This window comes from Mesorhizobium sp. M6A.T.Ce.TU.002.03.1.1 (assembly GCF_003997275.1).
GTDB classification, from domain to species: domain Bacteria; phylum Pseudomonadota; class Alphaproteobacteria; order Rhizobiales; family Rhizobiaceae; genus Mesorhizobium; species Mesorhizobium mediterraneum.
The window spans coordinates 1-546 of sequence record NZ_RZTI01000311.1 but is presented as its reverse complement, the minus strand read 5'-3'; the positions used below and the strand labels follow the sequence as shown (position 1 = coordinate 546).

Genomic DNA, 546 nt, shown 5'->3' with positions numbered 1-546 from the left:
CCGCCGAGCCCGCCAATGGCGAGCGCATTCGAGCTCTTGCCCTTGGCGTCGCCACCATAGCCGCCACCGCCACCGACCGATTGCGCGACGACACCATGCGCGCGCTCACCATGGGTGATGATCGCACCTGAGATGGTGACGTCCACCTCGCCGCCATTGCCGCCATTGCCGCCGAAGCCGCCAAGTTGCAGCGCAATCGAGTTGTCTCCGGCCGTGTCTGCCGACACTGTGCCGCCATAGCCGCCGCCGCCCCCGATCGACTGCGCGAAGATGCCGATCGCGCCGTCCTTAGTGGTTTCGATGACGCCGTCATTGTTGACGATGACATGGCCGCCATTAGCGCCGTCGCCGCTCGGCAGCGAAACCGCGCCGCCGATCGACATGTAGGCTGTCGAGGCGCTGGCCGCGGCGCCCGACGCGCCGCCGCCGCCGCCGACCGACTGGGCGAAGATGCCGTGCGACAGATAGCCGGTGGTCTGGATCAGGCCATGATTGTCGACCGTCACGTTGGCGCCGCGACTGCCTGCGCCGCCGATGCCGCCGATC

At 68.5% G+C, this 546-nt stretch carries 1 pseudogene; it reads right to left on the bottom strand.

What is annotated here, in order from left to right:
* Positions 1-546, bottom strand: a pseudogene (locus tag EOC93_RS33700) (hypothetical protein); the annotation flags it as partial.